Source organism: Alkalimonas cellulosilytica, from assembly GCF_036325985.1.
In the GTDB taxonomy this organism is placed as follows: domain Bacteria; phylum Pseudomonadota; class Gammaproteobacteria; order Enterobacterales; family Alteromonadaceae; genus Alkalimonas; species Alkalimonas cellulosilytica.
This window is the reverse complement of sequence record NZ_JAUHLI010000015.1, coordinates 41487-65572: the sequence shown is the minus strand read 5'-3', so window position 1 is coordinate 65572 and position 24086 is coordinate 41487. Positions and strand designations below refer to the sequence as shown.

The 24086-nt window shown below is 51.2% G+C and carries 18 protein-coding genes and 1 pseudogene; 11 read left to right on the top strand and 8 right to left on the bottom strand.

What is annotated here, in order from left to right:
• Window positions 1-25: 25 nt before the first annotated feature.
• Genes gyrB through dnaA form a run of 4 tightly spaced genes read right to left on the bottom strand, consistent with a single transcriptional unit; the run spans window position 26 to window position 6024 of the window.
• Window positions 26-2440: a DNA topoisomerase (ATP-hydrolyzing) subunit B gene (gyrB, locus tag QWY20_RS14680; RefSeq protein ID WP_330129750.1), complete on the bottom strand. Its 2415-nt coding sequence runs from the start codon at window positions 2438-2440 to the stop codon at window positions 26-28.
• Entirely contained in the window at window positions 2427-3527 is a 1101-nt protein-coding gene (gene recF / locus QWY20_RS14675) for a DNA replication/repair protein RecF (RefSeq protein ID WP_330129749.1), read from the bottom strand. The genes gyrB and recF overlap by 14 nt, the downstream gene beginning before the upstream one ends.
• Before the next feature lie 13 nt (window positions 3528-3540).
• Entirely contained in the window at window positions 3541-4644 is a 1104-nt protein-coding gene (gene dnaN, locus QWY20_RS14670; RefSeq protein ID WP_330129748.1) for a DNA polymerase III subunit beta, read from the bottom strand.
• Window positions 4645-4656: 12 nt separating this feature from the next.
• Window positions 4657-6024 (bottom strand): chromosomal replication initiator protein DnaA, encoded by a 1368-nt coding sequence (gene dnaA, locus QWY20_RS14665; RefSeq protein ID WP_330129747.1) that lies wholly within the window; start codon window positions 6022-6024, stop codon window positions 4657-4659.
• A gap of 446 nt (window positions 6025-6470) precedes the next feature.
• Between dnaA and rpmH the strand changes: the two genes are divergently transcribed.
• The 6 genes and pseudogenes from rpmH to rhuM all read left to right on the top strand — a co-directional run bounded on the left by rpmH (window position 6471) and on the right by rhuM (window position 10838).
• On the top strand, window positions 6471-6608 hold the full coding sequence (rpmH, locus tag QWY20_RS14660) for a 50S ribosomal protein L34 (protein ID WP_091342706.1): 138 nt from the start codon (window positions 6471-6473) through the stop codon (window positions 6606-6608).
• A 19-nt stretch (window positions 6609-6627) separates the two neighbouring features.
• A complete protein-coding gene (gene rnpA, locus QWY20_RS14655) occupies window positions 6628-6984 on the top strand; it encodes a ribonuclease P protein component (protein WP_091342708.1) in 357 nt (118 codons plus the stop codon).
• The gene (gene yidD / locus QWY20_RS14650) at window positions 6951-7202 is read left to right on the top strand and encodes a membrane protein insertion efficiency factor YidD (RefSeq protein ID WP_330129746.1); all 252 of its coding nucleotides are present in this window, start codon (window positions 6951-6953) and stop codon (window positions 7200-7202) included. The genes rnpA and yidD overlap by 34 nt, the downstream gene beginning before the upstream one ends.
• A 3-nt stretch (window positions 7203-7205) precedes the next feature.
• Entirely contained in the window at window positions 7206-8861 is a 1656-nt protein-coding gene (yidC, locus tag QWY20_RS14645; protein WP_330129745.1) for a membrane protein insertase YidC, read from the top strand.
• Between the two features lie 69 nt (window positions 8862-8930).
• Window positions 8931-10295, top strand: a complete 1365-nt coding sequence (gene mnmE, locus QWY20_RS14640; RefSeq protein WP_330129744.1) for a tRNA uridine-5-carboxymethylaminomethyl(34) synthesis GTPase MnmE — start codon at window positions 8931-8933, stop codon at window positions 10293-10295.
• Between the two features lie 82 nt (window positions 10296-10377).
• Window positions 10378-10838: pseudogene (rhuM, locus tag QWY20_RS14635) on the top strand (RhuM family protein).
• A 118-nt stretch (window positions 10839-10956) separates the two neighbouring features.
• Here rhuM and corA read toward each other — a convergent pair.
• Both corA and QWY20_RS14625 read right to left on the bottom strand, forming a co-directional pair.
• Window positions 10957-12018, bottom strand: a complete 1062-nt coding sequence (corA, locus tag QWY20_RS14630; RefSeq protein ID WP_330129743.1) for a magnesium/cobalt transporter CorA — start codon at window positions 12016-12018, stop codon at window positions 10957-10959.
• 95 nt (window positions 12019-12113) lie between these two features.
• Window positions 12114-13325, bottom strand: a complete 1212-nt coding sequence (locus tag QWY20_RS14625; protein ID WP_330129742.1) for a hypothetical protein — start codon at window positions 13323-13325, stop codon at window positions 12114-12116.
• Between the two features lie 128 nt (window positions 13326-13453).
• Between QWY20_RS14625 and QWY20_RS14620 the strand changes: the two genes are divergently transcribed.
• Entirely contained in the window at window positions 13454-14764 is a 1311-nt protein-coding gene (locus QWY20_RS14620; protein WP_330129741.1) for a DASH family cryptochrome, read from the top strand.
• A 141-nt stretch (window positions 14765-14905) separates the two neighbouring features.
• Window positions 14906-18085: a DEAD/DEAH box helicase gene (locus QWY20_RS14615; protein WP_330129740.1), complete on the top strand. Its 3180-nt coding sequence runs from the start codon at window positions 14906-14908 to the stop codon at window positions 18083-18085.
• Here the strand turns inward: QWY20_RS14615 and trxC are convergent.
• The gene (gene trxC, locus QWY20_RS14610; protein WP_330129739.1) at window positions 18082-18507 is read right to left on the bottom strand and encodes a thioredoxin TrxC; all 426 of its coding nucleotides are present in this window, start codon (window positions 18505-18507) and stop codon (window positions 18082-18084) included. The genes QWY20_RS14615 and trxC overlap by 4 nt on opposite strands.
• Window positions 18508-18613: 106 nt before the next feature.
• The gene (locus QWY20_RS14605; protein WP_330129738.1) at window positions 18614-20377 is read right to left on the bottom strand and encodes a DEAD/DEAH box helicase; all 1764 of its coding nucleotides are present in this window, start codon (window positions 20375-20377) and stop codon (window positions 18614-18616) included.
• 295 nt (window positions 20378-20672) lie between these two features.
• On the opposite strand from QWY20_RS14605, the gene mioC reads away from it, so the two are divergent.
• The 3 genes from mioC to rsmG all read left to right on the top strand — a co-directional run bounded on the left by mioC (window position 20673) and on the right by rsmG (window position 24079).
• Entirely contained in the window at window positions 20673-21110 is a 438-nt protein-coding gene (gene mioC / locus QWY20_RS14600) for an FMN-binding protein MioC (RefSeq protein WP_330129737.1), read from the top strand.
• 444 nt (window positions 21111-21554) lie between these two features.
• Window positions 21555-23444 (top strand): tRNA uridine-5-carboxymethylaminomethyl(34) synthesis enzyme MnmG, encoded by a 1890-nt coding sequence (mnmG, locus tag QWY20_RS14595; protein WP_330129736.1) that lies wholly within the window; start codon window positions 21555-21557, stop codon window positions 23442-23444.
• Entirely contained in the window at window positions 23444-24079 is a 636-nt protein-coding gene (rsmG, locus tag QWY20_RS14590; protein ID WP_330129735.1) for a 16S rRNA (guanine(527)-N(7))-methyltransferase RsmG, read from the top strand. Before mnmG ends, rsmG begins: the two co-directional genes overlap by 1 nt.
• The last annotated feature ends 7 nt before the right edge of the window (window positions 24080-24086 follow it).

Sequence of the window (24086 nt, the reverse complement as noted above, 5' to 3'; positions counted from 1 at the left end):
TCATTTCGTCAATCGTTTGCCAGACCTAGACGTCCAGGTTGGCGACCCGCAATGCATTCTCTTCAATAAAGGCCCGGCGTGGTTCAACGTGATCGCCCATCAGAGTGGAGAATAACTGATCAGCGCCAATGGCATCTTCAATAGTCACCTGCAGCATACGACGGGTGTTTGGATCCATGGTGGTTTCCCACAGCTGATCCGGATTCATCTCCCCCAAGCCTTTGTAACGCTGAATATAAAGGCCTTTCTTCGACTCGCTCATCAGCCACTCCAGCGCCTCTTTAAAGCTGCTTACCGGCTTGGTTTTCTCACCACGGCGCACATAGGCGCCCTCTTCCATCAGATCGCGAATTTCATTACCAAGTGATGCAATACTCTGGTAATCGCGTGAGCTGATAAAGTCGTGGTGCAGGACATAATCGTACTCGATGCCATGTTGGCGTACGGTGACTTTAGGCAAGAATAAATGACGCTCACGGTCTTCGTGCACCTGATGCACATAGCTGGTGCCATTACCTTCCTGCGCTTGCAGTTGCTCGACCAGGTTTTTTACCCAGCCACTGACAAAGTCGTGATCTTTGCACTGCTCCACGCTAAGCGCTGGTACATAAATCAGCTCATGCAGTAACAGGTAAGGAATTTTCCGGGCCAGCCGGTCCAGCGTATCCATCACTTTATGATATTGACGGACCAGGGTTTCCAACTGAGCACCACCAATGCCTGGTGCATTCTCATTGACATGCAAGCTGGCCTCATTCAGCGCCAGCGTAGTCAGGAACTCAATGCGGGCGGCTTCATCTTTCAGGTATTGTTCCTGTTTGCCTTTTTTCACCTTGTACAGCGGCGGCTGCGCAATATAGATGTAGCCTTTCTCTATTAACTCTGGCATCTGCCGGTAAAAAAAGGTCAGCAACAAGGTACGAATGTGCGAACCATCGACGTCCGCATCCGTCATCAAAATGATGCTGTGGTAACGAATTTTATCCGGGTTGTACTCTTCGCGACCAATGCCGCAACCAAGCGCAGTAATCAGCGTGCCGACTTCCTGTGAAGACAGCATTTTATCAAAACGGGCTTTTTCCACGTTCAGGATTTTACCTTTCAGAGGCAAAATAGCCTGATTCTTCCGGTTACGACCTTGTTTGGCAGAACCACCGGCCGAGTCACCCTCCACGATGTAGAGTTCGGATAAGGCCGGATCTTTTTCCTGACAATCCGCCAACTTACCGGGCAAGCCAGCGATATCCAGCGCGCCTTTACGGCGTGTCATTTCCCGCGCTTTACGGGCAGCTTCACGGGCACGGGCTGCATCGACAATCTTTGTCACGATGATTTTGGCATCGTTCGGGCTTTCCAGCAGATACTCGTTCAGACGCTCATGCATAGCGCTCTCTACCGCCGATTTCACTTCCGATGAAACCAGTTTGTCTTTGGTTTGTGAGCTGAACTTTGGATCCGGCACCTTGACGCTGATCACCGCGGTTAAACCTTCACGGGCATCATCACCAGAAGCGGCCACCTTCATTTTCTTGGCGTAGCCTTCCTGGTCGATGTAAGTATTCAGCACTCGAGTCAAGGCCGAGCGGAAGCCAGCCAAGTGGGTACCACCATCGCGCTGAGGAATATTGTTGGTAAAGCAGAAGATATTTTCCTGGTAGCTGTCATTCCATTGCATGGCGACTTCCACCGAAATACCATCCTCCCGCTCCTGGGTAAAAGTAAACACCTTCGGGTGAATGGCCGTTTTATTCTGGTTCAGGTAAGCGACAAAGGCCTGGATACCCCCTTCGTACTTAAAGTGATCGCGCTTGTCAGTGCGTTCATCGGTCAGAATAATGCTGACACCAGAGTTTAAGAACGACAGCTCGCGCAGCCGTTTGGCCAGGATATCGTAATGGTAATTGATGTCGGTAAATACGGTTGGGCTTGGCCAGAAACGAATTTCTGTACCACTGTCTTCGGTTTCACCAATCACTGCCAGCGGAGCTTGTGGCACCCCCAGGTGGTATTCTTGCTCAAACACCTGGCCCTTGCGACGGATGGTGAGTGCCAATTTATCGGACAGCGCATTCACCACCGAGACACCTACACCATGCAAGCCACCGGACACTTTATACGAGTTGTCGTCGAACTTACCGCCGGCATGCAGTACAGTCATAATGACTTCCGCGGCAGAAACACCCTCTTCATGCATATCCGTCGGTATACCCCGGCCATTGTCGCGTACGGACACCGAGTTATCGCTGTAGATAGTGACCCAGATATCGCTGCAATGTCCTGCCAGCGCTTCGTCAATGGAATTATCCACCACTTCGAATACCATGTGATGCAAGCCAGAGCCATCATCGGTGTCACCAATGTACATACCCGGGCGTTTACGAACTGCATCCAGTCCTTTTAATACTTTGATACTCGATGAATCATAATCATGTTCGGCCATAATCGTCTGTCCGTGCTGTCAATGTCCCATGTTCCACGTGAAACACCGCTGTACTTTGCTGCGGCATTAAGTGCAGAACTGGGTCAGGTTCAATTGCGGTTACAAAAACCTGTGAGTTAATCGTTTTCAGTAACTGGAACACCTGTTGCATGGAATCGGCGTCTAGCTCGGAAGCCAAATCATCGATCAACAGAATGGGTTGCTTGCTGGCAAGCGTGCCAATTACGTTGCTTTGAGCAATTTTAAGTGCAAATAATAACATCTTTAGCTGCCCACGTGATAACACTTCTTCAGCAGGCTGTTGCTCTACTTTAATCCGTAAATCTGCTTTTTGTGGCCCTGCCTGGGTAAAACCCATTTTGGCATCGCTAGCTCTGTTTTGTTGCAGCAAATCCGTCAGGCTGAGTTGCTGATTCCAACCAGGATAAAATTGCAGCTGAATCGTACTTAGCAAAGGGTGGTTTATCACCAAGCGTTGAAACTCGTCATTCAATTGCAGCAAATAGCGTTGGCGCAATTGCGTAATCGCCTCGGCACTTTGACAAAAGAAATTATCCCAATAACGAAACTGCTCAGCCGTGGCGCCTTGCTTGAGTAACGCATTGCGTTGCTTATTCGCTTTACTGAACATTTGCCAATGCTGATAAAAGGAAGGTTCCACGTGGAACAATCCCATATCAAAGAAATGTCGCCGCTCTTTTGGGCCACCAAAAAAAATGCGGAAACTGTCTGGGGTGATCAACTGCACTGGTAGCAGGTGCGCTATGTCCGCCAATCGTTTAGCGGTCTCACCATTTAACCTTAGGGTTAACTCACCCTGTTTACTGCGTTGCATTCCAACCAGATGCAGCTGGTCAGCCTGCATGATCTTGGCATGCACCACACTGAGTTCAGCATCGAAACGAATCATGCGCTGCAGCCTGGCGGTGCGAAAAGAGCGACCATGCGCCAAAAAATAAATCGCTTCCAGCAAACTGGTTTTGCCGCTGCCGTTGGGGCCGCAAATTAAGTTAAAGGCGGAACCGGGCTGGAAATGCTGGCTGACAAAGTTGCGGAAATCAGTAACCGATAATTGCTGAAGCGACATGCCGGTGCAAGTTCTACAAACGCATCGGCATGACTACATAGGAGGCTTGGGTATTGCCTACCCCTTCAATCAACACACTGGAGTTGCTATCGCTTAGATGCAACAGGACCAGATCGGTCGTTAAGCTGTTCAAGACATCCAACACATAGCCAACATTGAAGCCAATCTCCAAAACATCGCCTTGGTACTCAACCTCAATCACTTCCTCGGCTTGCTCATGCTCAGGATTATTAGCGGTAATTTGCAGCTCATTGGCAGCCAGGTTAAATCGCACACCCCGGTATTTTTCATTGGACAAAATTGAAGCACGGGTGCAGGCATCCTTTAGTACAGGCCGATGGGCTGTAACCTGCTTGGTGCTATTACGCGGGATCACCCGACGATAATCCGGGAATCGGCCATCAATCAGCTTGCTACTAAAGCTAAAAGCAGCATCAACTAGCCGGATATGGTTTGAGCCAAGGCTCAACGTCAGGCTGCCATCATCATCAGGTAGCAAGCGCAGCATTTCCAGCACACCCTTGCGTGGGATGATCAACTGTTGCTGAGCATTAACTGGCTCGCTCAACTGCAACTGGCTCATTGCCAGGCGATGGCCATCGGTCGCAACCGTTCGAACCAGTTGCTGATCGACTTCAAACAACAAGCCATTCAAGTAATAACGCACATCCTGATTCGCCATGGAAAAGGCGGTTTCTTCCAGCAGGCGTTTTAACTCAGCGCGCGATAGCTGCAAATTGACCTCACCCTGCCAACTTTCCAAGTTTGGGTATTCTGCAGCAGGCAAGGTAGTCAGGGTAAACTTAGCCTTACCGGAACTAATCACGAAATGCTCGCCGACTAAGGTCAGTTCAATTTGGCAGCCATCGGGTAAACTACGACAGATATCCAGCAATTTGCGCGCTGGTACCGTAATGCGCCCTTGCTGATGCACCTGACTGACCGCGACACTCGCCACCATTTCAATTTCCAGATCAGTGCCGGTAAGCGATAGCTGATTCTGCTGCACATCGAGCAGCACATTGGAAAGGATTGGCAAGGTATGACGGCGTTCAATCGCGCCAGAAACCATTTGCAGAGGCTTTAACAGTGTTTCTTTGTCGATGCTAAGGTGCATAACGGGTCCCTATTATGACGATAAGGTGCGCAGTAAATTCTGGAAATCTTCTTTGATTTCGTGCGTTTCTTCTTTTAATGATTCAATCTTGCGACAAGCATGCAGTACCGTGGTGTGATCACGCCCACCAAAGGCATCACCAATTTCCGGCAAACTGTGATTGGTCAGTTCTTTGGCTAATGCCATCGCCATCTGTCGCGGCCTTGCTACCGAGCGACTGCGACGCTTCGATAATAAATCCGCAACGCGGATCTTATAATATTCAGCCACAGTTTTTTGGATATTCTCGATGGTGACCAGCTTATCCTGCAAAGCCAGCAAGTCACGCAACGCTTCGCGGACAAAATCAATGGTGATCGGCCGGCCGGTAAAGTTGGCGTTGGCAATGACCCGGTTAAGCGCTCCTTCAAGCTCACGCACATTGGAACGCAACCGCTTAGCAATAAAAAACGCAACCTCATCAGGTAGTCGGATCTGATTCTCTTGTGCTTTGCGCATCAGGATCGCCACCCGGGTTTCGAGCTCAGGTGGCTCAATGGCAATAGTCAGGCCCCAGCCGAAGCGGCTTTTTAAACGATCTTCCACGCCATCAATTTCTTTCGGATAGCGATCGCTGGTCAGTATGATTTGTTGATTGCCTTCCAACAACGCATTGAAGGTATGGAAAAACTCTTCCTGGGAACGCTCTTTATTGGCAAAAAATTGAATGTCATCGATGAGTAAAGCATCGACTGAGCGATAATAACGCTTAAACTCTTCAATCGCATTGTTCTGCAGTGCTTTGACCATGTCCTGGACAAAACGCTCGGAATGCATATAAATCACTTTGGCATTTTCTTTCTGCGCCAAAATGCCATTGCCAACAGCATGCAATAAGTGGGTCTTCCCCAAGCCGGTGCCGCCGTAGATAAACAGTGGATTGTACGCCGTACCAGGATTATCGGCCACCTGACTGGCCGCCGCACGCGCCAACTGGTTGGATTTACCTTCAACAAAATTTTCAAAGGTATAGCTGGCTTTCACATTGGATTTAACGATTGATTTAGGAGCCGGCTCAGGAATATCTGGCCGACTGTTCGATGGCGTAGCCGGGGCTGCATACGGCTTTTCATGGTCACTGCTATCCTGCGGCTGTGGACGGCTACCCACATCAAAACGCAGGCGCGGTGCGTTATCACCGCAATAATCATGAATTAATTCATTGATTCTGTTAAGGTATTTTTCCCTAACCCAGTCCAATACAAAGCGATTTGGTGCATACAAGGTTAAAGCTTCATCAGAGCTAGCGGCCTGCAGTGGTCGGATCCACATGCTGAAATGTTGTGCTGGTAATTCCTGCTGCAGTGTTTGCAGGCAATTTTTCCATACGGACTGGTACACCCTGGCTCCCTGAATCGTTTCTTATGGCTGTAGCGCATTATTGAAATAGGTAGGCAAGCATTATGAGCTTAGTTATCCACAACATCAATATTGACTTTTTATAAAAAGCATCTGGCTTAGACATTTAAAATCAAACCATTGAATTTATTGAATATTAAATTATAAGACTGCAGCATTTATAGGCATGGTCGGAGCAGAAAGCACCGAGCAGATTTGTGCCTGAAGGAACAAAATTGCACACACTTTATTCAAAGAATAAGCCGGGCCTGTGGAAAACAGCGGATCAAGCAGGATCAGAACAGATATTCCGCAGGATCGCATTGACTTTCGACTAAGGACTACGTAAAATTCGCGCTCATTTTTATCAACTGTGTTTTGGTGTTTCACTGAGGTAATACTAAAACAGAGCTAATTCTTAGTATTATCTTAAGCGGACGGACAAGAATATGAGCAAAAGAACTTTTCAACCTAGCGTATTAAAGCGTAAGCGTGTGCACGGCTTCCGTGCTCGTATGGCGACAAAAAATGGCCGTCAGGTCCTGGCGCGTCGCCGTGCCAAAGGCCGTAAGCGTTTAGCTGTCTAACCCGACAGCTAAGTGCTACGTGCAAAATTTTAAATTCGGCAGGGAGTTACGTCTGCTAACTCCTGGCGAATTTAATGCCGTGTTTCAACAGCCATTTCGCGCTGGTTCTCCTCTCTTTACCATCCTTTGCAGCAACAATAACCTGGATCATCCAAGGTTAGGTCTGATTATTGCTAAAAAACGTGCTAAATTAGCCGTGGATCGCAATCGTATCAAACGCTGCATCCGGGAAAATTTCCGTTTGCAACAACACCGACTACCCGCCATTGATCTGGTGGTGATGGTAAAAGGCCCGATCTCAGACACTGAGAACCAAGAACTCAGCAAGCAACTGGAGCGGTTATGGAACAAAATCTGTCGCCATTACAGCGTCTAGCTTTGGCCTTGCTACACGGCTATCAAAGGCTGATCAGTCCGCTGTTTGGGCCCAGTTGTCGGTTTCATCCCAGTTGCTCCCATTATGCCATTGAGGCCATCACCCGCTTTGGGGTGCTCAAAGGGACTTGGTTAGCAGCGAAACGTCTATTAAAATGTCACCCCTTACACCCAGGGGGTCACGATCCCGTTCCTGAAAAGCACAATGAGAAAAGCTAACCTATGGACTCGCAACGTAGTATTTTAATCATCGCGCTCGCTTTCGTCAGTTTTTTGCTATGGCAACAATGGCACAAAGACTATGGACCTGAGCCTGTCGTCAGCCAGCCGCAGGCTGAGCAGCTGGATAGTTCCGGCGAGCTGCAGCTCTCTGCCGATGAGTTTGGCACTCAACCAGTTGCAACAACGCCTGCAACCGGCCCGGTCAGCAGCCAGCATGAGCAAATTGTGCGGGTTGAAACCGATGTGCTGCAGGTAGAAATCAGCACCCGTGGTGGTGATATTGTTGGCCTGAAGCTTTCTGAGTACGAGCTAACCAAAGACAGCCAGACCCCGTATGTAATGATGCGCCGTCAAACAGGCTTCAACTACATTGCCGAGTCTGGTCTGATTGGCCAGCATGGGCCTGATGCACGTCGCGGCAACCGGCCATTGTATCAAAGCAGTCAACTCAGCTTCACTCTGTCGGCGGATCAACAAGAGCTTGTGGTGCCGCTGCATTACGAGTACCAGGGTTTGCAGATTGAAAAGCGCTTTATTTTCCGCCCAGGTCAGTACGATGTGAGTGTCGAATACCACATCAGCAATGCCAGTGATGAAGTACGGGTGGTACAAAACTACCAGCATTTACGTCAAACCATCGATGGTGGCAAAGACAGCAGCTTCTTTATGCCAATTTACCGCGGAGCAGCCTATGGCACTGACTCCGATCGCTACAAGAAGTACAACTTCAAAGACATGCAAAAGAGCAACCTGTCGATCCCTACCCAGGGCGGCTGGGCTGCCATGCTGGAGCATTACTTTGTGGCTGCTTGGGTGCCTAATCAACAGGTCGATAATCTAATTTACAGCCGTTATCATCAGGGACAAGGCATTATCGGTGCATCTGGTCCAATGTTGCAACTGCAACCCGGAGAGCAAACGGTTATTGCAACCACCTTCTACGCCGGTCCAAAAGTTCAGGACAATCTGGCAGAGCTGGCCAATGGGCTGGATTTAACCGTCGACTATGGTTTCCTGTGGTTTATTTCTCAGCCGCTGTTTTGGTTGCTAACCTTGATTCAGGGCTTTGTCGGCAACTGGGGTGTGGCCATCATCCTGATCACCATCGTTGTTAAAGGGGTGATGTACCCACTGACCAAGATCCAGTACGAGTCGATGGCCAAGATGCGCAACCTCAAACCGAAAATTGAGGATCTGCAGGCCCGTTATAAAGATGACCGTCAGAAGCTTGGCCCGGCCATGATGGAGCTGTATCGCAAAGAAAAAGTTAACCCAATGGGCGGCTGCTTACCTCTGCTGCTGCAAATGCCAATCTTCCTGGCGCTGTACTGGGTCTTTGTCGAAAGTGTCGAGCTGCGCCATGCACCCTTTATGCTGTGGCTGCAGGATCTGTCGGCGCCAGACCCATGGTTTATCCTGCCGGTCTTGTTCGGTGCCAGCATGTTTATGATGCAAAAACTAACGCCAATGACCGTCACCGACCCAATGCAGCGCAAACTGATGATGTGGATGCCGGTTGCTTTCTCGGTGTTCTTTATCTGGTTCCCAAGCGGCCTGGTACTGTACTGGCTGGTCAGTAACCTGATCTCCCTCGCCCAAATGCTCTATATTTACCGGGGCATGGAGAAAAAAGGCCTGCATAGCCGGAAGGCATAAGCCTAGCTCTGCAGAAAAAAGCCTGTGATTCACAGGCTTTTTTTATAATCCCCAGCGAGGACACTCAGCATGTACAGCACCGATACCATAGCCGCTATTGCCACCGCCACCGGACGTGCCGGGGTAGGCATTATCCGTATTTCCGGCCCGGCGACCAGCCAGGTGGCCCAGGCAGTGCTTGGCAAAGTCCCGAGAGCCCGTCATGCCGATTACCTGCCATTTCTGGACAGCGAAGGTTCGGTGCTGGATCAGGGCATCGCATTGTATTTCCCCGGGCCAAACTCCTTTACCGGTGAGGATGTGCTGGAGCTGCAAGGCCATGGTGGCCCGGTACTGCTGGATATGCTGCTACGTCGTGTCATTGCCCTGCCCCAGGTCCGCATTGCACGGCCAGGCGAATTCAGTGAGCGCGCCTTTTTAAACGACAAACTGGATCTGGCGCAGGCCGAGGCCATCGCCGACTTGATTGATGCCAGCTCCGAGCAGGCAGCCCGCTCAGCCATGCACTCCTTACAGGGCGAATTCTCTGCCCGTATTCATGCGCTGGTAGAAAAAGTCATTCATCTGCGGATCTATGTCGAAGCTGCCATTGATTTCCCGGATGAAGAAATCGATTTTCTATCCGATGGCAAAGTGGCCACCGATTTAGCGGACATCATTGATGACTTGGCGATAATACGCCGTGAAGCCAACCAGGGCAGTATTCTGCGTGAAGGCATGCGGGTGGTCATTGCCGGGCGGCCCAATGCCGGTAAATCCAGCCTGCTGAACGCTTTGGCCGGCCGTGAAGCCGCCATTGTCACCGATATTGCCGGCACCACCCGGGATGTGTTGCGTGAACACATTCATATTGATGGCATGCCACTGCATATCATCGATACCGCTGGCCTGCGAGAAGCCAGCGATCAGGTGGAGCAAATTGGCATTGAGCGCGCCTGGCAGGAAATCGAACAAGCCGACCGGGTGCTCTTTATGGTGGATGGCACCACCACAGCAGCGACCGACCCCCATGCCATCTGGCCGGATTTTATCGACCGGCTGCCAGCCAAACTGGGCATCACCGTCATTCGCAACAAAGCTGACCTAACCGGCGAGCCGATGCAAGCCGAGCTGAACCAGGCCGTGCCGGTCTTTCGGTTATCGGCCAAAACCGGTGCCGGTATCGAGGCACTGCGGGAGCATTTAAAGCAATGCATGGGCTTTGAAGGTACTACGGAAGGCAGCTTTTTGGCCCGCCGCCGCCACCTGGATGCACTGCAGCGCGCCCACGAGCACCTGTTAACGGGTCAGGAGCAACTGCACAGTTTTATTGCCGGTGAGATCCTGGCCGAAGAGCTGCGCTTAACCCAGCAACACCTGAATGAAATCACCGGCGAATTCAGCTCCGATGATTTATTGGGGCGAATTTTTTCCAGTTTCTGTATCGGAAAGTAAATTATCCATTACTGTTTGCACAAATCATATTGCAACTATAAATTAAAATGGCGCTTCTCAATAACGCACAAAGGTTGATTGAATGACAGATAAGATCCCGCAAGCTCCGCATGGAGAGTTTGTTCTTTTCACCAGTGCAGACGGTCAAACTCGTGTTGAGTGTCGTTTTGAGTCTGAGACGTTGTGGCTTTCTCAGGCTGCTATGGCAGAGCTTTATGATAAAGATGTTCGTACAATTAACGAGCATTTAATCAATATCTTCAACGAAGGTGAGCTCGTACAAAACGCAACCATCCGGAAATTCCGGATAGTTCGATTGGAAGGTACTCGCCAAAAGACTGGGCCGATAAGCTTGACCAGTTCTTGAGTTTTAATGATCGGGATGTTTTAAGTGGTGCTGGGAAAATTTCCAAAAAAGACGCAGATGACAAGGCGAAATTGGAGTTTAATCGCTTTGAGACGCAGCGCCGCCGTTTAAAAGAAGCCGAAGGTGCACAAGCCAATATTGCCGCCCTAAAAGCAATACTTAAAAAAAGCAAATAGCCATCTCAAAACTCAACAAGCCGTGGTATCGAATGACAAGCTAGATCAGATTGAAAGTATGATCACTCAGCTTGAAAATCCGAAAACCTAAACAGCTAGATACCTATACTTTGTGTACCTACCACCACCCTTTTCTACGGAAATACCACAGCAGGCCGCCGGCGATGGCGGCCATCATCCCCAGGGTGAGGCCATAGCCATATTGCCAGCTGAGCTCTGGCATGATTTCAAAGTTCATGCCGTAAATGCCGGCTATAAACGTCAGAGGAATAAAGATGCTGGCCATCATGGTCAGAACTTTCATCACTTCATTGGTGCGGTTGCTGACGCTGGTCAGGTACAGATCCAGCAAACCGCCCAGTACATCACGCAACGTTTCCATGGTATCGATGATATGCACGCAGTGGTCGTAGACATCACGCAGGAAAATACGGGTTTCTGGCTTAATCAGTGCATACTCATCGCGCAGCAGGCTGCTGAGTAACTCCCGCAGTGGCCAAACCGCTTTGCGCAGCATCAGCATTTCACGTTTAAAGTGGTGAATTTTAGCCAACACAACGGTGGAGGGAGCTGTCATTAGCTCATTTTCCAGTTGCTCTATATGATCACCGCACTGCTCAAGCAGAACAAAATAATGATCCACGACCGAGTCCAGCAACGCATAAGCCAGGTAATCGGCGCCAAACCCCCGCAAACGCCGACCGGCCTGCAGTCGCTGCAATACCCCTTCAAATACATTCCCCGGCCTCTCCTGCAAACTAATCACTGTGTTATCAAACAGAACCAGACTGATTTGTTCGGCGCGGATTTCGCGGTTATCCGGATGAAAATGCAGCATTTTAAAGACAATAAATAGATAGTCAGGATGCGCTTCAACCTTTGGTCTGTGGTCGGTATTGAGCATATCTTCCAGCACCAGCGGATGCAGGTCGAACTGTTTTCCCAGCTGCTCTACTGGCGCAATGCCCGATAAGCCACATAGATTCAACCAACGCACCATACCAACAGGTGGTGACGGGAGTTGCTGAAGATCTGTCAGGGTATCGTCCTGCAACCGATTGCTGTTATATTGCACCAGTTGCCAACAGACATCCTGACTGGATGCGTTACCGGTATACACCAGAGTCCCGGGTGCAGAACCTGCTTTTTTGCCTTTTTTACGAACCAGTCTGCCTGCCATTACACGAATCCTTTTCCAAAATACCAGCTGCATGTTGAGCAACGCTATCTTACAAGCAACCCCGGTTTGGATAACCGGGTATCAGTATGCAGCCATTAAAACGGAATATGCACCTGTACATTGCCACCACCAAACGACAGATTGTGCAGCTCGATGGTTGGGTTTATCCGGATCATAGCACCACTTTGCTGATGCAAATGCAGTTCGACCACCGGCACCAGCTTGGCCAGAATACCGCTAAAGTCGAGTGGCTCGTCATCATCCGGCCGGGCACCCTGGATATCGGCATAGCTTAGCATCAGAGCTGGCTTGAGACGGATCCAGGGACGCCAGTGCCAGGCCATGCCGGCGTAGAGGGTCCATTCATTCCGGTGCTCTAACAGTGCCTGCCCGGTTAGCTGGGTTTGATCGCGCTCACGCAGAGTCAGATAGCGCAGACCACCCCAATAATCCACCGGCTGAGCACGGCTCGATTGCAGCTCCAGACTGGTGTCACTAAATTGCCGCCGTAGCTCAAATGCCAGTGCATCGCCCTGCCACTGTTGCCGCAGACCATAAAGCCCCTGTGTCTGCAGCCCAAGTTGCCAACTGCTGCTCACAGGATACAACCAGCCCAGGCCCGCCGAGTACTGTTTGTCGGTCCATTGCTGCGCCAGATCCGGCTGATGGTATTCCATTTGCCGGTTCAGATTGGTAAAGCCATACAGCTGCTGGCCAGCAGCAAAGATGCTACCGGCTGCCAGATGCACGGTTAAAGGCTTCTGCTGATAAAAGCTGCTGTCGTAGGTTTTGCTGTTGTACATCGCATCCGGCGACACCAGGGTCAAGCGCCACCACTGCCGATCTGTCGGTTGCCAAAAAGCTTCCAGCTGCAGATCGATTTCATCCTTACCACCACGCACATCACCCCAGATCCCTAACTCCACACTGCCATCGGCATTGGTATAGCCACTGCCGAATAAGGTGCGATCAAAGCGACCATCTAAATCTTCATCGCGACGAAAACGCACCCCGACAAACATAGGGACATCGAATTGCACCCGCTTTTGCAGATGCGATTGCACAAAAAACTCGCGGCTCCGGGTACTGCCGGCAGTGCCATACCAGCCGTCTTCAGACCAAATGTCCTGCATCTTCACCACCGGCAGCGGCTGAAAACTGGCTCGGTGCAAAAAGCTTTCTTCCGTCAGCACAAAGGTACGGCCATCCAATCGTTCCAGCCGAAATGGCTCGGGTCCGCCCCAACCATAAGCCAGCACGGAGCTGCTAACAAAAAAGGTCGTGAAAGCCAGCAATGGACGTCGCATGCATGTATCCTTTTGCAAAAATGAAGATCCTTTACAGCCTAGCATAGCAAGCCGCAGCGAAGCGATGGCTGACTGGTCTGATAGCATGATCTGAACGTAATCTGTGCTCAGAGATACAGGAGGCGTGCATGCATCGGCTGGGATTATTTTGGTTTCAACAGGATTTACGACTGAGCGATCAACCGGCGCTGACACAGGCCTGCGCCGAGTGCGAGCAGTTAATTCTGCTGTACTGCGCCGAGCCTGGCTGGTTCAGCCCCGGCCGCTATACCAGCAAACGTATGGGCATGCAGCGCTGGCGCTTTGTATTGGATAGCCTGCAAGAGATCAACCATCAGCTGCAACCCCATAAGCAGCAGTTAGTGCTGCGATTCCAGTCACCGGTTGAAGCCATCAGCCAGCTGATCAGCCAATACAAAATCGATGCCATTTACCAAAGCCGTCAGCCCGGCTATTACGAAGCACGACAATGGCAGCAACTGCAGCAGCGCTTTCCTTATCTTAGCTTTCAAAACCCGGACAGCAATACACTGTTTACCGAACAGCAATTACCCTTTGCGTTGACAGAGCTACCCGCTAGCTTTAGTCAATTTCGTAAGCAGGTTGAGCAGTTGCCTCTGGCTGCAGCCATAGCAGCGCCACAGCACATTCCGCCTGCGCCTACAGGCGTGCAGAGTGAACCATTGCCTGGCTACCCAAGCTGGCTTAGCTCATTATTCTCTGGTGGCGAATACAGTGGTCAACAGCATCTAAAGCGCTACTTTAACAGCACCCTGCCCGGTTTTTATAAGGAAGTGCGCAATGCGCTGGATGGCTTTGATAATTCTACCAAGTTTTCTCCCTGGCTGGCGGCCGGTTGTGTGTCTGCCCGCCAGGTGGTCGCAGCCCTGCATGGCTATGAAGCACGGCATGGCCGCAACGACTCCAGTTACTGGATCTACTTTGAACTGCTGTGGCGCGAGTATTTTCATTGGTACAGCCACCGTCATGGCAAAGCCTTGTTTCTTCGCCAGGGCATTAAACAAAGTGCGCCGCTGACCAGCTTTTACCCGCAACGCTTTCGCGCCTGGTGCGAAGGCACCACCCCTTACCCGCTGGTCAATGCCTGCATGCGCCAACTGAAGCAAACCGGCTACCTTTCCAACCGGGGCCGTCAGCTGGTCGCCAGTTGCTTTGTGCACGAGCTGCAACTGGACTGGCGCTATGGCGCTGCCTGGTTCGAGCAGCAACTGATCGATTACGATGTCGCCATCAACTGGGGCAACTGGCAATATTTGGCCGGGGTTGGTGCCGATCCTCGAGGCCATCGCCAGTTCAATCTGGAAAAACAGCAGCAACAGTACGATCCGGAGGGCAGTTACATCCGACAATGGCAGGGCGATAGCCGTGTACTGGCGCTGGACAGTGTCGATGCTGCCGACTGGCCTGTGCTGGGCTAACCTGTTTTGCTGGCAACAGTGCTTTTCAGTGCAATAGATGATGCAACTCAACTTTGGTGGCAATAACCGCTAAAGCGCTGGGGAAATCAACGCAAAACCGTTACAATAGTCGTTTGCAAAAAATTCGTGGACCCTTGTTTCATGCCCGATCTCCAGACACAGCTGTTTCCACTGTCGGATTACGAACTCAAACTGCGTTATGGTGCCGCCATCTATCAGCGTGCGCAGCCCTATCTGGAGCAAAACAAGGTATTTAGGCTGGACGTAGCCGATGACTTCAGCCGGATTGATGCCCAGGTCTGGGGCAATTCGCTGATCCCCTACCGCCAAACCATCCGACTGCTTCGTCAGGGCCGCGACTGGCAACTGCAAGCACGCTGCAGCTGCCCGGTGGCGGTTAATTGCAAACACACCCTGGCGGTGCTGCTTAAGGTTATTCAGTTGCAACAGCAACAACATCAGCAACAGCAAGACAAAGTCCAGCTCTGGCTCAATAGCTTGCAGCAGTTGGAGCAACAGCCGGTCGAGCTGGAATACAAAGATAGGGTGTTGTTTTTACTGGATCTGACCGAGCAAGGCCTTAGTGTCAGTCCGCGCCGGGCCAGACGACTGAAAAAAGGTGGCTTTGGTCAGGGCAGCCTGCTTAGCGAGCACGATTACCGCCAGGGCTATATCCCCCACTGGGGCTGCAGCGAAGATTTTCGTCTGCTCGGCCTTATCAGCAGCCAGAATCGCTTTGGGCAGATGCTGTTAAAAGAGCGCTGGGGCGCACTGGCGCTGCAAAGCATGCTGCAAAGTGGCCGCTGCTTCTGGCAAAAAGTACAGCAAGAAGTAAAGCCAGGCCCGGGCCGACAACTCAAGCTCAGCTGGCAGCAACAAGATGAACACCATCTGTTGCAGTTAACACTGGAAGGCTTACCAAACTGGCGGTTAATTGATACCACACCACCGATGTACCTGGATGAAAGCCGCTTCGAAATGGGTCCCATCCACACCCGGTTAAGTGGCGAACAGCTGCAGCACCTGCTGAATATTCCCAAGGTACCGGAAGCAGAGCTGGCTCAGCTTTGGCTGGGCATGCAACAGGCGTTGCCAACCGAGCAATTACCACCACCGGCCGATATCCAGATTGAAAGCATTCAGCAAGCGCCTCAAGCAGTGCTGAAGCTTGGTATGCAGCAAAAAGGCCGGCGTAACCTGCCGGTGGCAGAGCTTTGTTTTCGCTATGGCCCGGTAGAACTGGCGGCCATGGCAGTCGATGCGCCCAAACTCCATCACCACTGCCAGGGCCAGCAACATTTCGCCATTGAGCGCCAGCCCGAACAGGAACAGGCTGCGATCGAACAATTACAAGACTCTCAGCTGTACCCTGAACATGCCCACCACGGTGCGGTGCGTTATTTTTCGGTGGTAGACGACAGCCCGGTCGCCTGGCTGGAATGGCTGGAACGCGATAAACCCTGGTTGCAACAGCAGGGTTGGACTATCCAGCAAAGTGCCGACTTTGATCTGGGCATCATTGAAGCCGACACCGAATTTGAGGTGCACAGCGATCACCCGGGTTGGTTCCAGCTGGATATGCATGTGCAACTGGGGGATGAACGGCTGCCGATGCTGCCATTGGTGCAGCAGTGGTTGCAGCAGCACGGTGAACCCGAGCCAGACAGCATCCTCTGGCTGCCCTTGCCGGATGGCCGTACCCTGAAGCTGCCAGCCAATCAACTTCAACCGTTATTCAGTACCCTGCAGGAATTTTTGCAGCAAGGCAGCGATGCCAGCAGTCTGCGCTTGCCTTCATACCGCAGTGCCCTGTTGCAGCAATTGCCCGAGCAGCAGCTGAGTTTTCATCAGGCCAGTGATATCCGGGCACTTAGTCAGAAATTACAAAACTTCCAGGGCATTGAAAGCATCACAGTTCCGGCTGGTTTAGCTGCCGAGCTTCGGCCTTACCAGCAACAGGGCCTGAACTGGCTGGTCTTTTTGCAGCGGTACGGCTTTGGCGGCATTCTGGCCGATGATATGGGGCTGGGTAAAACCCTGCAAACGCTGGCGTTTTTGCTGCAACAAAAACAGCAAAGCCGGCTGCAGGCGCTGGTGATTTGCCCTACCAGTCTGATAGGCAACTGGCAACAGGAAGCCGAACGCTTCACGCCGGAGCTGAATGTACAGGTGATCCATGGCCAGCAACGCGGCAAAGCCTTGCAACAACTGGCCGAAGCGGAGCTTATCATCACCACCTACCCCTTGATGGCACGGGATCTGAAGTACTATCAGCAGCATCAGTTCAGCCACATCGTGTTGGACGAAGCCCAGCAGATTAAAAACAGCCGCAGTCAGACCACGGCAGCTATCCGCAAATTGCAGGGCCATTTCCGCTTGTGTTTATCCGGTACCCCGCTGGAAAACCATCTGGGCGAGCTGAAATCCCTGTTCGACTTTGCCCTACCGGGTTTGCTGGGCAGTGATGCTTTTTTTCGCAAACAATTTCGCCGGCCAATAGAGCGCGAGCAACACCCGCAGCGCGGGCTGGAATTGCAGCAACGGGTGGCGCCGTTTTTACTGCGGCGCACCAAAAGCGAAGTGATGAGCGAATTGCCAGAGAAAATCGAAATCGACCAGTATCTGGCGATGGAAGCCGACCAACGCCAGTTGTACGACAGCATTCGCCTCAGTATGGAAAGCCATATCCGTCAGTTGTTTGCGGAAAAAGGCCTGGCCAAAAGCCAGATTGAGTTCCTGGATGCGCTGCTGAAATTACGTCAGGCCTGCTGCGATGCGCGCCTGGTTAAACTGGCCAGTGCCCAGAAAGTACAAAGCAGTGCCAAACTGGACTGGCTGACGCAAAATGTACCGGAGATGATCGAGGAAGGGCGTAAAATCATTATTTTCAGTCAGTTCACCAGTATGCTGGCGCTGATAGAAGAAGTGATGCAGCAACAGGCCATTCCTTACGCCAAACTGACCGGCCAGACCAAAAAACGTCAGCAGCAAATCGACAGTTTCCAGCAAGGTGATGTACCGCTGTTTTTAATCAGCTTAAAAGCCGGTGGTACCGGTTTGAATTTAACCGCTGCCGATACGGTGATTCACTATGATCCCTGGTGGAACCCGGCCGTGATGCAACAAGCCACCGACAGGGCACACCGCATTGGCCAGGACAAAAAAGTCTTTGTCTACAAACTGATCGCCAAGGATACGGTGGAGCAAAAAATACAGCTGCTGCAACAGCAAAAGCAGGCCCTGGCCGATAGCCTGTTTAGTGGCAGTCAGCAAGGCGTCTGGCAAGGCAGCGCCGACGAATTGCTGCAGTTATTTAGTTAGTGCAAATTTTGCCGTAACCACTGCAGCAGTTGCTGTTTTGGCATGGCCCCACTTTGCTGCGCCAGTACCTTGCCCTGCTGAAACAGCATCAGCGTCGGGATGGAGCGAATAGCAAAGCGACCAGCCAGAGCTTGCTGCTGCTCGGTATTGATCTTTGCCAGCCGTAGTCCAGGTTCCAGCTCGGCAGCCAAACCGGCAAATACCGGGGCAAACTGCACGCAAGGCCCACACCAAGGCGCCCAAAAATCAACCAGCAAAGGCAACTCAGATTTCTCCGCATGCTGCGCAAAGTTAGCGGAGGTTAATTCCACTACCTGGCCGGAAAAAAGCGGTTGCTTGCACTGGCCACAACTGGGCTGAGCATTCAGGCGCTCCTTAGGCAGGCGGTTTAAACGATGGCAATGTGGGCAGGCCAGGATCATAGCAAACTCCGACAAGAGGGTATGGACTGGATCTATGGGGCCAAACGGTATTTTTCAATAAAAAAAACCTGCCACGAAGAGCAGGTTTTCAGACAAAAAAGCGCGATTATGATTGCGAGCGGCGTTTAGGCGCAGCACCAGGGCGTGGACCTGCGCCCGGACGAGGTCCAGGACCACTTCGGCGCTCGCCAGCACCCGAATCGACCGAGATATTCAGCTTTTGCTTGCGCACATACACCTTCTTCAGGTGCTGGAAAATTTCCTGCGGCATGCTGGCTGGCAGCTCAACGGTACTGAACTGATCAAACAATTTAATGTTACCAATGAACTGGCTGTCGATATTGGCTTCATTGGCAATAGCACCAACGATATCGCCAGCACGCACCCCATGCTCTTTACCTACTTCAATGCGGTAGGTGGTGTAGTCGCCTTTCATCTCACGACGCTGACGAGGGCCACGCTCCGCACGATCAGGCCGGTCACCGCGCTCACGTACCGGGCGATCACTGCGTTCCCGATCACGTTTGCTGCTTGGTTCACGCAGCGCCGGGAATTGAGCAGCTACGTTCAACGGTTGATCTTTTTGCGCCATATAAAGCAAAGCAGCAGCCAGCTCATTATCACCACAATCCAGTGTTTCCTGCCACTTGGCAATCAACTCCTGAAAGAAGGTGAGATCCTGGGTTTCAATCGACTGCGCCAACTCCGCCCGGAAGTTATCAATCCGGCGCTGTTCAATCACGGCACCGGTAGGCAGTGTCATCTGCTCAATCGGCTGACGAGTCGCTTGCTCAATGCTGCGCAATAAACGACGCTCGCGCGGCGAGACAAACAAAATCGCCTTGCCTTCACGGCCAGCCCGGCCGGTCCTGCCAATCCGGTGGACATAGGCTTCACTGTCGTATGGAATGTCGTAGTTCACCACCAGACTGATGCGCTCCACATCCAGACCACGGGCAGCAACATCGGTCGCTACAATCACATCCAGCTGACCATCCTTGATTCGACGGATGGTTTGTTCACGGTGAGTCTGGTTCATATCACCATTTAAACTAGCCACTGCGTAGCCACGGGCCCCCAGTTTTACCGCAATTTCTTCAGTAGCACTTTTGGTACGGACAAACACAATACTGGCATCGTAATCTTCGCCTTCCAGCAAACGCGTCAACGCATCCAGCTTCTGATTGTTCTCAAGCAGCACAAAGCGCTGGGTAATACGCTCTACTGTGCTGGTTTTAGTGACAATTTTGATCTCATGCGCATTGCTTAGGTGTTTCTGAGCAATGGCACGGATTTGCGTTGGCATGGTGGCTGAGAACATCGCCACCTGACGGCCCGGTGGGGTTTTATCCATGATGGTTTGTACATCATCGATAAAGCCCATCCGCAGCATTTCATCGGCTTCATCCAGCACAATGGCTTTTAGTTTATCCAGCACCAGGGTGCCACGCTCCAAATGGTCCATAATACGGCCTGGCGTGCCCACCACCACCTGACAACCTCGTTTTAATGAACGCAACTGGTTGCTGTAGCTCTGGCCACCATAAATCGGCAGTACATGAAATTGTGGCAGGTACTTGGCGTAGGACTGAAACGCTTCTGCCACCTGGATCGCCAGTTCACGGGTAGGTGCCAGCACCAGAATTTGCGGCTCACGTTGGCCAGCTTCAAGCCGAGCTAACAGAGGCAAAGCAAAAGCTGCTGTTTTGCCAGTACCTGTCTGCGCTTGGCCAAGCAAATCATTGCCTGCCAAAAGTTTTGGGATCGACTCCGCCTGAATCGGCGATGGCGTTTCATAACCCAGTTCAGCTACAGCTTTTAATACCGCTTCGGGCAGATCCAGTTCAGCAAAAGATGTCACTTCAGACATAAATAATAAAACCTCAATACACAGGCAGGCAGCATGGTTGTGCTATTCTGGTCTTTACCTTGCCTGCCAGGCAGTAAAAACACCAAAAATCCGGCAATGCCCATTGCACCGCCAAATCATCTTCCAATGGCATACCCAATGGATTTCTAAATGCGCGTAGGCGGCAAGACCGTTCATCCCCATGAGCTTAGCAGTACTAAGTGATTGGGGTGGACGATCGCAGCCAACACCCGTGCATTTTGAAAGACGACGGGTATAGTATAGTCAAACATTCAACAAACCAAAGGACAGATCAATGATCAAAATCCTTGTCGGCAGCCAGATGGGTGCAGCGGAATATGTGGCAGAACAGGTTGCGGAAACCATGGCTTTAGGAGGCTTTGAAGCGCAGCTTCAGTTAACTCCTGAATTGGATCAACTCAACGACAGCAACAGCTGGCTGGTGATCACATCCACTTATGGCGCAGGGGATCTGCCTGATAATATTCAACCCTTCGCGGATCGATTAGCACAAGATCGGCCAGATCTTACCACAATTTCCTTTGCTGTGATCACTTTAGGTGATTCCAGCTACGATACTTTTTGCCAGGCGGGCAGAACCATGTCGGCTTTATTGCAGCAACTGGGTGCCAGACTGCTGCTGCCAGCATTGGAAATTGATGTGCAAATGCCGGAATTACCGGAGGATCAAGCTCTGATCTGGCTACCCGAATACCTGGCTAAACTGAGTTAGCACGATCCTTTGATCGTACTTGAACACCACTTACCATCAGCTTACACACAGATTTTAGTTGTAAAACTTATTTTTGTGCATAAATAAGGTATAAACCTAATAACAAACTGTATTTATCCTCTTTATAGAAATCATCGCACACCACCATGTGGATAACTAGCATGGTTATCCATAGGTTAGATCCTACAGGATCCGACCTTGATCACAGGATCCGATCGGATCTAATGCAATGATCTTTCTGATTAAATTTCCCTTACTCACTGAAAACCAGTTGCTTAGTAGTAACAGTAATAAAAGATCTTTAAAAAGATCCTTTAATTAGATCTTTAGTGATCTTAAGGATCTAAGCTAATTTTCAGGTTGGTTCCACGCTATGAAACAGGGTACAATACGTGCCCTTTTTGCTTAGTAGCGAATTCGTAGCGTAATCATTCGAGGCACCAGATGCACTACCAAACCACCTTTGATGTGATCGTGATTGGCGGCGGCCATGCAGGCACTGAAGCTGCCCTTGCTTCAGCACGCATGGGCATGCAGACGCTGTTGCTGACACACAATATTGATACGCTGGGACTGATGTCTTGCAATCCGGCGATCGGGGGTATTGGTAAAGGGCACCTGGTCAAAGAAATTGATGCCTTAGGCGGAGCTATGGCCCAGGCTGCGGATCTGGCCGGGATCCAGTTTCGCACTTTGAATGCATCCAAGGGACCAGCAGTACGTGCCACCCGGGCACAGGCCGATCGTCAGCTGTACAAAGCGGCGATACGACACACCTTGGAAAACCAACCCAATCTGGTTATTTTTCAGCAAGCCTGTGATGATCTGATTGTCGAGCACGATCAGGTCAAAGGCGTAATCACTCAGATGGGGTTACGCTTTATGGCTAAAGCCGTGGTGCTGACCACTGGAACTTTCCTTGGTGGTCAGATCCATATTGGCTTGCAAAATTACAGCGGTGGACGCGCCGGCGATCCTCCGGCAATAGAACTTGCCAAACGCTTACGAGAATTGCCATTTCGGGTGGATCGGTTAAAAACAGGTACCCCGCCACGTATTGATGCCAGAAGCATTGATTTTTCAGTGATGCAGCCACAGCCAGGTGATACGCCTTTGCCGGTGTTTTCTTACATTGGTTCGGTCGAGCAGCATCCAAGGCAGATCCCTTGTTACATTACTTACACCAACCAGCACACCCACGACGTGATCCGCGGTGGTTTGGATCGCTCACCCATGTATTCCGGTGTGATAGAAGGCATTGGCCCCCGTTATTGCCCGTCGATTGAAGATAAGATCATGCGCTTTGCCGATAAGGATCAGCATCAGATCTTTGTTGAGCCAGAAGGCCTGACGACGCATGAAGTCTATCCGAACGGTATTTCTACCAGTTTGCCGTTTGACATACAAATCGAGCTGGTGCGCTCGATCAAAGGCTTCGAAAATGCGCACATTACCCGGCCTGGCTATGCCATTGAATACGATTTCTTTGATCCACGCGATCTGAAACACTCACTGGAAACCAAATTTATCCGTGGTTTGTTCTTCGCTGGCCAAATCAATGGCACTACTGGTTACGAAGAAGCCGGCGCCCAGGGGCTATTGGCAGGTTTAAATGCGGCCTTGCAGGTACAGGGCAAAGACAGCTGGGCACCAGGGCGCGAACAAGCCTACCTGGGCGTGTTGGTGGATGATCTCACCACTTTGGGAACCAAAGAGCCCTACCGCATGTTTACCAGCCGGGCGGAATACCGTTTGATGCTGCGGGAAGACAATGCCGATGCCCGTTTAACCGCCAAAGGCCGTGAACTTGGTCTGGTCGATGATCTGCGCTGGGCCCGGTTCAATGAAAAAATGGAACAGATTGCGCTCGAGCGGCAAAGGCTGCAGCAGCAGTGGATCCATCCGCAGCATCCGGCCCTTGATAAGGTCAATGCCTTGCTTAAAACACCGCTAAGCCGTGAAGCGAGCCTGGAAGAATTGATCCGTCGTCCTGAGGTGAACTATCGCGATCTGGTAGCCATCGAAGGGTTGGCCACAGGCAGCATTGATCCATTAGCTGCTGAGCAGGTCGAGATCCAGATCAAATACCAAGGCTATATTGAACGGCAGCAGGACGAAATTGACAAACAAAAACGCCACGAACAAACCCGTTTACCGGCTCAGTTTGATTACAGCCAAGTGAAAGGGCTGTCCAACGAAGTAGTAGCAAAATTAAATCAGACCCAACCAGAAACGGTCGGTCAGGCAACCCGTATTTCGGGCATTACACCGGCAGCCATCTCGTTGCTGCTGGTGTACTTGAAAAAACAAGGCTTACTAAGGAAAACGGCCTGATGCTGCGAGCTGAACTCGATCGTTTGCTGGCGCAAACCAACCTGAGTGTCAGTGAACTGCAGCGTGAGCAACTGATCGGTTTTTTGCAGTTACTGCACAAATGGAATAAAGCCTACAATTTGACCTCGGTGCGTGAGCCGCTGCAGATGGTCGGACGTCACTTGCTCGATAGCCTGGTGGTAGGGCCATACCTGCAACAGCCTGATTGTCAGTATATTATCGATGTTGGTACCGGTCCCGGCTTACCTGGTGTGCCGCTGGCAATTTTATTTCCAGAAAAACACTTTGTGTTGCTCGATAGCCTCGGCAAACGCATTCGCTTTTTAAATGAAGTGAAACGCCAGCTGGGGCTAAGTAATATTGAGCCACTGCAAAGCCGGGTAGAGGATCATCAACCACAGCAAGGCTACGATGCCGTGCTAAGCCGGGCTTTTGCCAGTTTGAATGATATGCTGCACTGGTGCCGGCATTTGCCCGCTGAAAATGGCCGTTTTCTGGCCATGAAAGGCGCTGCGGTGGAAGAAGAAATTGCAGCTTTAGTGGATTTTGTTAGAGTAACGGCTGTACATACACTGAAACTGCCAGAGCAGGATGCGGAGCGCTATCTGGTGGAACTGAAAAAAATTACCGCCTGATAGCAGG

Coding starts and splice junctions, on each gene's coding strand:
- gyrB (WP_330129750.1), bottom strand. CDS start 2,440: ATGGCCGAACATGATTATGATTCATCGAGTATCAAAGTATTAAAAGGA.
- recF (WP_330129749.1), bottom strand. CDS start 3,527: ATGTCGCTTCAGCAATTATCGGTTACTGATTTCCGCAACTTTGTCAGC.
- dnaN (WP_330129748.1), bottom strand. CDS start 4,644: ATGCACCTTAGCATCGACAAAGAAACACTGTTAAAGCCTCTGCAAATG.
- rpmH (WP_091342706.1), top strand. CDS start 6,471: ATGAGCAAAAGAACTTTTCAACCTAGCGTATTAAAGCGTAAGCGTGTG.
- yidD (WP_330129746.1), top strand. CDS start 6,951: ATGGAACAAAATCTGTCGCCATTACAGCGTCTAGCTTTGGCCTTGCTA.
- yidC (WP_330129745.1), top strand. CDS start 7,206: ATGGACTCGCAACGTAGTATTTTAATCATCGCGCTCGCTTTCGTCAGT.
- mnmE (WP_330129744.1), top strand. CDS start 8,931: ATGTACAGCACCGATACCATAGCCGCTATTGCCACCGCCACCGGACGT.
- corA (WP_330129743.1), bottom strand. CDS start 12,018: ATGGCAGGCAGACTGGTTCGTAAAAAAGGCAAAAAAGCAGGTTCTGCA.
- QWY20_RS14625 (WP_330129742.1), bottom strand. CDS start 13,325: ATGCGACGTCCATTGCTGGCTTTCACGACCTTTTTTGTTAGCAGCTCC.
- QWY20_RS14620 (WP_330129741.1), top strand. CDS start 13,454: ATGCATCGGCTGGGATTATTTTGGTTTCAACAGGATTTACGACTGAGC.
- QWY20_RS14615 (WP_330129740.1), top strand. CDS start 14,906: ATGCCCGATCTCCAGACACAGCTGTTTCCACTGTCGGATTACGAACTC.
- trxC (WP_330129739.1), bottom strand. CDS start 18,507: ATGATCCTGGCCTGCCCACATTGCCATCGTTTAAACCGCCTGCCTAAG.
- QWY20_RS14605 (WP_330129738.1), bottom strand. CDS start 20,377: ATGTCTGAAGTGACATCTTTTGCTGAACTGGATCTGCCCGAAGCGGTA.
- mioC (WP_330129737.1), top strand. CDS start 20,673: ATGATCAAAATCCTTGTCGGCAGCCAGATGGGTGCAGCGGAATATGTG.
- mnmG (WP_330129736.1), top strand. CDS start 21,555: ATGCACTACCAAACCACCTTTGATGTGATCGTGATTGGCGGCGGCCAT.
- rsmG (WP_330129735.1), top strand. CDS start 23,444: ATGCTGCGAGCTGAACTCGATCGTTTGCTGGCGCAAACCAACCTGAGT.